This window comes from Streptosporangium sp. NPDC004631, assembly GCF_053601935.1.
In genome coordinates this window covers 1-5,753 of sequence record NZ_JBSGCR010000066.1, presented here as the reverse complement: position 1 = coordinate 5,753, position 5,753 = coordinate 1, and the positions used below count along the sequence as shown (strand labels likewise).

The 5,753-nt window shown below is 71.1% G+C and carries 12 protein-coding genes; all 12 read left to right on the top strand.

Going from position 1 to position 5,753, the window contains the following annotated elements:
• Nucleotides 1–234, top strand: a 234-nt coding sequence (locus ACWEF2_RS31445; RefSeq protein WP_453819883.1) for a DUF4326 domain-containing protein, incomplete at its 5' end; no start/stop codon positions are given.
• Nucleotides 231–449, top strand: a complete 219-nt coding sequence (locus ACWEF2_RS31440; protein ID WP_453819882.1) for a hypothetical protein — start codon at nucleotides 231–233, stop codon at nucleotides 447–449. The genes ACWEF2_RS31445 and ACWEF2_RS31440, both read left to right, overlap by 4 nt.
• A 148-nt stretch (nucleotides 450–597) precedes the next feature.
• Nucleotides 598–912 carry a hypothetical protein gene (locus tag ACWEF2_RS31435; RefSeq protein WP_453819881.1) on the top strand — a complete coding sequence of 105 codons (315 nt, stop codon included), beginning with the start codon at nucleotides 598–600 and terminating at the stop codon, nucleotides 910–912.
• Nucleotides 909–1,175, top strand: coding sequence for a hypothetical protein (locus tag ACWEF2_RS31430; RefSeq protein ID WP_453819880.1), 267 nt, complete (start codon nucleotides 909–911; stop codon nucleotides 1,173–1,175). Before ACWEF2_RS31435 ends, ACWEF2_RS31430 begins: the two co-directional genes overlap by 4 nt.
• Before the next feature lie 83 nt (nucleotides 1,176–1,258).
• A complete protein-coding gene (locus tag ACWEF2_RS31425) occupies nucleotides 1,259–2,443 on the top strand; it encodes a helix-turn-helix domain-containing protein (protein ID WP_453819879.1) in 1,185 nt (394 codons plus the stop codon).
• Nucleotides 2,440–3,066: a zinc finger domain-containing protein gene (locus ACWEF2_RS31420; RefSeq protein WP_453819878.1), complete on the top strand. Its 627-nt coding sequence runs from the start codon at nucleotides 2,440–2,442 to the stop codon at nucleotides 3,064–3,066. Before ACWEF2_RS31425 ends, ACWEF2_RS31420 begins: the two co-directional genes overlap by 4 nt.
• A complete protein-coding gene (locus tag ACWEF2_RS31415; protein WP_453819877.1) occupies nucleotides 3,063–3,191 on the top strand; it encodes a hypothetical protein in 129 nt (42 codons plus the stop codon). The genes ACWEF2_RS31420 and ACWEF2_RS31415 overlap by 4 nt, the downstream gene beginning before the upstream one ends.
• A 17-nt stretch (nucleotides 3,192–3,208) precedes the next feature.
• Nucleotides 3,209–3,475: a hypothetical protein gene (locus tag ACWEF2_RS31410; protein ID WP_453819876.1), complete on the top strand. Its 267-nt coding sequence runs from the start codon at nucleotides 3,209–3,211 to the stop codon at nucleotides 3,473–3,475.
• A gap of 23 nt (nucleotides 3,476–3,498) precedes the next feature.
• Nucleotides 3,499–3,816 carry a hypothetical protein gene (locus ACWEF2_RS31405; protein ID WP_453819875.1) on the top strand — a complete coding sequence of 106 codons (318 nt, stop codon included), beginning with the start codon at nucleotides 3,499–3,501 and terminating at the stop codon, nucleotides 3,814–3,816.
• Nucleotides 3,817–3,950: 134 nt separating this feature from the next.
• Entirely contained in the window at nucleotides 3,951–4,256 is a 306-nt protein-coding gene (locus tag ACWEF2_RS31400) for a hypothetical protein (RefSeq protein ID WP_453819874.1), read from the top strand.
• Between the two features lie 19 nt (nucleotides 4,257–4,275).
• Entirely contained in the window at nucleotides 4,276–5,040 is a 765-nt protein-coding gene (locus ACWEF2_RS31395; RefSeq protein WP_453819873.1) for a hypothetical protein, read from the top strand.
• 155 nt (nucleotides 5,041–5,195) lie between these two features.
• Nucleotides 5,196–5,687 (top strand): GIY-YIG nuclease family protein, encoded by a 492-nt coding sequence (locus ACWEF2_RS31390; protein WP_453819872.1) that lies wholly within the window; start codon nucleotides 5,196–5,198, stop codon nucleotides 5,685–5,687.
• Nucleotides 5,688–5,753: the final 66 nt, after the last annotated feature.

The window sequence follows — 5,753 nt, the reverse complement described above, 5'->3', positions numbered from 1 at the left end:
GTCGGCGGCACGGGGTGCCGCAGGTGCCCGGGCCGGGTCCACGACCTCAACGAGGCGAGCTGGCTCTACGGCCTGCACCTCGACCACAACCCCGACCTCATCCAGCAGGCCCGTGCCGAGCTGGCCGGCCGGGACCTGGCGTGCTGGTGCGCCGTGCCCGCGCCGGGCGGGACGGACCTGTGCCACGGAGCGATCCTCCTGACCCGCATGCGCACCCCGGAGGTGACCCGATGACGTGCCACCCGGCCGTCCTGCAGATCCACGAGACGGCCGCCGACGGCACCGTGACGTCGCGCTCGTGGGAGATGTGCAGCCACGTCACCGATCCGCTCGCGACCGAGCTCGGCGCCGCGGATGTGTCGTGGCTGGCCACCCTGGAGGCACACGCCGCCATATGTGACGTCATGGCGACTACGCCGGGCGTAGTCGCCCACGCGAGGCGGTCGTGAGGCGCCTGCTCGCGTGCCTCCGGCGGGGCCACTGGCCGCGCATGTACCGGAGCCGCCGCGTCGCCCTGTGCCTGCGGTGTGAGCCGTGCCTGGTGTGCAGGTCCGACGTGCTGAGCTGCATCGGCCGGTGCGTGGCGGAGCGCCTGTCATGAGCGCCCGCCCGCATGGCCTCGATTGCGTCGCCTGCACCGACCCGGTGCGGCTGGCCACGTGGCTGGCCCGCGAGCGGGCACGCGCCGCCGGGCTGTCCGAGGCGGCCCGGCAGCTCCGGGGCGCCGGCGAGGAGGCCGGTCGGCGGCACCTGGCGGCGACTATCGCCGGGAAGCCGCACCGGACCCTGGTGGCGCTGCAGGACGAGCACATCGGGCTCTGCGCCACCGCCAACGCCCACGCCCAGCGGGCGCTGCTGATCCGTGCCGACGCCGACCGGGTCGAGGCCGCCCACCCCGAGGTGGCGCCATGACCGAGGAGGACCTGGCCGCTGTCCTCGCGGCCGTCGTCACCCCGCAGAGGCTCCACGCCGAACTGGACGCTCGCCGGCGGGGCCTCGGCCTGAAGTGGTGGCAGGTCGCGGTTGCTCTGGACATCGGTGAGGACCGGCTCCGGAGGGTCCGCACCGGCCAGCTCAGCGACGCGTTGCGGGACCGTGCCACCGCCTGGCTGGAGAAGACCGCTGACCAGGCGTTTTCCCGGATCCGGGAAGTCGGGCAAACCGGACAGGACTAGGTGGCGGGCCGCCACCCAGCGGCCCGCCCACGCCCACGAAACCAACCCAGCAAGAGCACCAGCACAAGGGAGACCTCGCAGAGGTGAACGACGACACGACAGGCGCCGCCCAGCACGGAGCGTTCGACTGGGCATGGGCTCAGCCGGTCACCAACAACCCTGGCGCGCGGGTCGTCCTGCTGTGTGTAGCGCGGCGGGTGGATGGGGCCTGGGAATGCACGGCCAGCCAGGAGGAGATCGCCGCCGATGCACTGTTGTCCGCTCGATCCGTTCGCCGCTACTTGGAGCAGCTGGAGGCCGATGGGCATATCCAGCGGCGGAAGCGGTTCGACGAAAGGGGGCATCGGCTCCCGGATCTGTGCCGCCTGAACCCGGGCAAATCCCTACCGGCCAATCTGGCCGGTAGGCAGGTCAGCCCAGTGGCCAATCTGGCCGGTAGGGAGTCTGACCACCGGCCAGATTGGCCGGTAGGCGAAAGCCCCAAAACGGATACCCCCAGGTCGGAACCAGTGGCCAATCTGGACGGTGGCGAAGATGGCCTACCGGCCAATCTGGCCGGTAGGCAGGTCAGCCCAGTGGCCAATCTGGCCGGTAGGGAGTCTGACCACCGGCCAGATTGGCCGGTAGGCGAAAGCCCCAAAACGGATACCCCCAGGTCGGAACCAGTGGCCAATCTGGACGGTGGCGAAGATGGCCTACCGGCCAATCTGGCCGGTAGGCAGGTCAGAACCAGTGGCCAAATTGGCCGCGCTATAAGTAGTTCTCCTTCGGAGAACTACGAGAAAGAAACTTCTTCTTCTCGTCCGCAGCCGCCCGCCGAGCCGCCGCCCGCCGGTCCTCCGAGGGAGGACGTCGAGCGGCTGTGCAACCGGCTCCTGTCGTGGCTGATCAAGAAGGACTACCGCCAGCGCCCGCAGTCGGTGTCCGACGGCTGGCGCGACGCGGCGCGCAAGCTACTCGACCTCGACGAGATCCCGCTGCAGGAAGCCATCGACGTCCTCGACTGGTCGCAGCGAGACGGGTTCTGGACTTTGAACATCAACTCGATGCCGACCTTCCGCAAGCAGTACGGGCAACTCGAAATGAAGTCCCGAGGCCCGCGCAGCGGTGGACAAGTCCACCAGCCAGCCGGCACCCCTCCGCCCAGGCGCTCGACCACGGACGAGCGGGTCGCCGCCGCCCAAGCCCTCAAGCACCAACCGCCCGACCCCGGCGACGGCGGGCGGCCTCACCCCCTCGTCATGATCATGGGAGAGATCGAGCAATGACCACGAGGAAGATCGTCCTCACCCGAGACCAGGTCATCGACCTGCTCACCTGCGCCGCCGCCTACGACCGGCGCACCATCGGCGAGACCGACGTCGCCGCCTGGACCCTCGCCATCGGCGACCTGCCCTACGACGACGCCCAGGCCGCGATCGTCGGCCACTACAGCGAGTCCACCGACTGGCTGATGCCCGCCCACGTCCGCACCCGCGTCCGCCAGGCACGGGAGCGCAACATCGCCCGCCACCCGGTCCCCGAGCTCCCGGCCGACCCCGACGACCCGGCGGCCTACCGCGCCGAACTCAAGGCCGCCGTCGCCCAGCTCGCCAACGGCATGCAGGCACCCCGGCCGCTCGCCATCGGCTCCGGAGCCCCGCCCACCGACGAGTACACCCGGGCCCGCGGCCTCGACCGCCACCCGCTGCGCCTCGCCGCGAAGAAGGTCGTCTGCCCCTGGCCCGCCTGCCGGGCCGGCATCGGCACCGCGTGCGTCAACGCCTCCGGCCGCCGCCTCGACCAGCCCGCCCACGACGCCCGCCTGGTCGCCGCCGAGCTGGCCGACTGGGTCGAGGTCGCCGACGGTGTCCACCGGGCCGTGCTGCGCGGACAGGACGTCGCGTCATGACCGCCTGCCCGCCGCCCGCCGTGAGGTGCCTGCTCCGTCACCGGTGGGAGGTCATCGAGGCCATCGGCCTGGTGACCACCCAGCGCTGCACCCGCTGCGGCAAGACCCGCGTCCGAGTCCTCTGACCACCCCGAGGAGAGCCATGACCCCCGAACAGATCGAACGCCGCGACTACAGCTTCTGCGTCGCCACCTACAAGAACCCGCTCCGCTGGGAGCGCTTCCTCGTCAACGCCACCAACGTCCGCAAGGCAACCGAAGACGCCCGCGCCTACGCGTACGAGACCTGGGGCGAGCCTGACGACATCAAGGCGTACCCCCGCAACTACATCCGCGAGGCCCGCCGCCTGCTGGCCGAGGGCCGCTACGAGGGTGCGGCCTCGCCCGAGCGCACCCAGCCGAACCCCTGACCATCCGAACGAGGTGACCACCCGTGATCCCCACCACGCGCGAGCTTCGCCGGTGCACCGACTGCCAGCGGCTCGTCTTGTGGACCGTGACCCGGGCCGGGGCGTGGATGCTCGTGGACGCCCGGCCGGACGACCGTGGCAACCAGGCGTGCTACCGGGTCGGCCCCCGAACCTGGCAGTCCCGCAGCCTGGACGCGGCCGGCGCGCTGCCGCCAGCGCCCTTCGAGCACCGGTTCGTTCCGCACATCGCCACCTGCAAGGGCAAGCCCTCCGCGCCGACGGCGCTGCCGCCGAACGTCGTCCGGCTCGACGCGCGACGTCGGAGCGCGCGGCGGCGGTGAGCCTCAGATACCCCGGGAGGCCCCCCAGCATCGCCGCTCCCCGTCTTACGACCCGTCTCCCGTATCCCACTGACCCCAGACCTGCACAGGCCCTCTCAGGGCCGCGCACCCCGCCCCCGATAGGAGCACCCCCGATGACCCCCGACGCCGCAGCCTGGGTGCGGGAGCACGTCCTCACCCACCCGGCCGCATCCCCCAACCGCAGCAACCGGTGCGCCTGCCAGGTCCCGGCCGGGCTCTGCGGACGCTGCCGGCACGGCCAGCACGGCCGGTGCACCGCGCGCTGGGGATTCGAGCGGCCCCTCCGCCTGGGCCACTGCTACGTGTCCGTGTGGCTGGCCGACCGCGTCTGTAAGACCCGCTGCATCTGCCCGAAGTGCCGTCGGTCGGCCCCCGCCCTCCCGGTCGCCGAGCAGCTCGACCTCCTCACCCTCACCTGACCAGCACAGAGAGCCGCCCATGAGCCTCACCGCCCGCGCCCTTGCCGATCTCCGCTGGATCTCGGCCCACTGGGACGATCTGGCCGAGTCCCGCCTGCTCGGTACCCCCGCCCCGCACCGGCGGCCCCGGCTCACCGCCGAGCGGCGGGCCGAGATGGACGCCCAGGCGCGGGCCGAGCGGTGGGAACGCACCATCGAGGCTCTGGGGGCGTCCCCGGCGCCGGTGCGGGTGCCGGTGCTGGATCTGATGACCGACTTGGTGATCGATGCCTACAGCCTGGCCCATCACCTGTCGGTGGCCGTGCTGTGCCCGGTCCCGCCCCCGCCGCCGGCTGCCCTGTCCGACCCCGCGCCGTACCTGGCCAGGGCGGCGGCCCGCCTCGCCGAACCCGGGATCGACCTGGACGTGGCCGCGTGGGCCTACCGCGTCACCCGCACCATGGTCGCCACCATCGCCCGCTCCCTCGCCCTGGTCTACGACGGGCAGACCCTCGACGTGGAATGCCCCTGGTGCCACGGCGTCACCCCCACCACCCCGGCCGGCGGCACCCACACCTGGCGGGTGCGCGACCTCCTGGGCCACCGCACCTGCCGCCACGGCCACCCCGACCGCCGCTTCTGCGCCGACTGCGAGCAGCAGATCGTCATCGTGTGCGAGAACGACTGCGAGCCGCCCCAGCGTCACGTCGGCACCTGGTGGCGTGGGCGCCCGTGCTGGCCGGTCTACGAATGGGACTGGCTCGCTAAGCAGGTGCGATGCGCCGAGCAGGAGAGCGTTCGATGATTGCGTTCTCGGGGCAGGGCGCCCTATTATCCACAGCAGCGCGATAACGCATGCCCTCGAAAGCCCGCCACCGAGCGGGCTTTTCGCATTTAGCGCCCCGGCGACGGCTGGAACCGCCCCGGGGCGCGGCCACTTCCTGGATCAGAGGAAGCAACATGGTTCACGTTACCGACTTCGTTTTGTGCTGCCATCCGGCCTGCTCCGACGCGCCGATGGAGCTTGCCCCCGTCCCGCTGTGCCCACGACATATCCGCTCGATCTACGAGTTCGCCAACGCACTGGTCGAGGACCGTTGGTCCGCCATCGTCGCCGAGGCCGTCGTGGGTGAACGCGAGCGTGTGGCAACCCCTGTTCAGCCTCCGTCGCCTTCTGGGGCGGTGGAACCAGGAGAGAGCGGCGAAGGGTTCGTGTACTTCATCCGCTTCTCGGACCGAATTAAGATCGGTTGGTCGGCCAACCCGTCAAGCCGCCTCAAGGCATTACCGCATGACGAAGTGATCGCGATCGTCGCAGGCAGCATGGACGACGAGCGCAAGTATCACGCCAGATTCGCCCGGCTGCGTATGCAAGGCGAATGGTTCCGAGACGACCCGGCAATCGTTCGCTTCGCCCGGGGCCTGGCAGTGAAGAAGATCAAGCGACGCTGACCTCGCGCGATTGTCCCCCTCTGTTCTCACAGACTGCGCACCTACCTGGCGGGGGTGCGCCCGCTC

What these genes read in the sequence shown, in the direction of transcription:
- ACWEF2_RS31440 (WP_453819882.1), top strand. Translation starts at nt 231, where the DNA reads ATGACGTGCCACCCGGCCGTCCTGCAGATCCACGAGACGGCCGCCGAC.
- ACWEF2_RS31435 (WP_453819881.1), top strand. Translation starts at nt 598, where the DNA reads ATGAGCGCCCGCCCGCATGGCCTCGATTGCGTCGCCTGCACCGACCCG.
- ACWEF2_RS31430 (WP_453819880.1), top strand. Translation starts at nt 909, where the DNA reads ATGACCGAGGAGGACCTGGCCGCTGTCCTCGCGGCCGTCGTCACCCCG.
- ACWEF2_RS31420 (WP_453819878.1), top strand. Translation starts at nt 2,440, where the DNA reads ATGACCACGAGGAAGATCGTCCTCACCCGAGACCAGGTCATCGACCTG.
- ACWEF2_RS31415 (WP_453819877.1), top strand. Translation starts at nt 3,063, where the DNA reads ATGACCGCCTGCCCGCCGCCCGCCGTGAGGTGCCTGCTCCGTCACCGG.
- ACWEF2_RS31410 (WP_453819876.1), top strand. Translation starts at nt 3,209, where the DNA reads ATGACCCCCGAACAGATCGAACGCCGCGACTACAGCTTCTGCGTCGCC.
- ACWEF2_RS31400 (WP_453819874.1), top strand. Translation starts at nt 3,951, where the DNA reads ATGACCCCCGACGCCGCAGCCTGGGTGCGGGAGCACGTCCTCACCCAC.
- ACWEF2_RS31395 (WP_453819873.1), top strand. Translation starts at nt 4,276, where the DNA reads ATGAGCCTCACCGCCCGCGCCCTTGCCGATCTCCGCTGGATCTCGGCC.
- ACWEF2_RS31390 (WP_453819872.1), top strand. Translation starts at nt 5,196, where the DNA reads ATGGTTCACGTTACCGACTTCGTTTTGTGCTGCCATCCGGCCTGCTCC.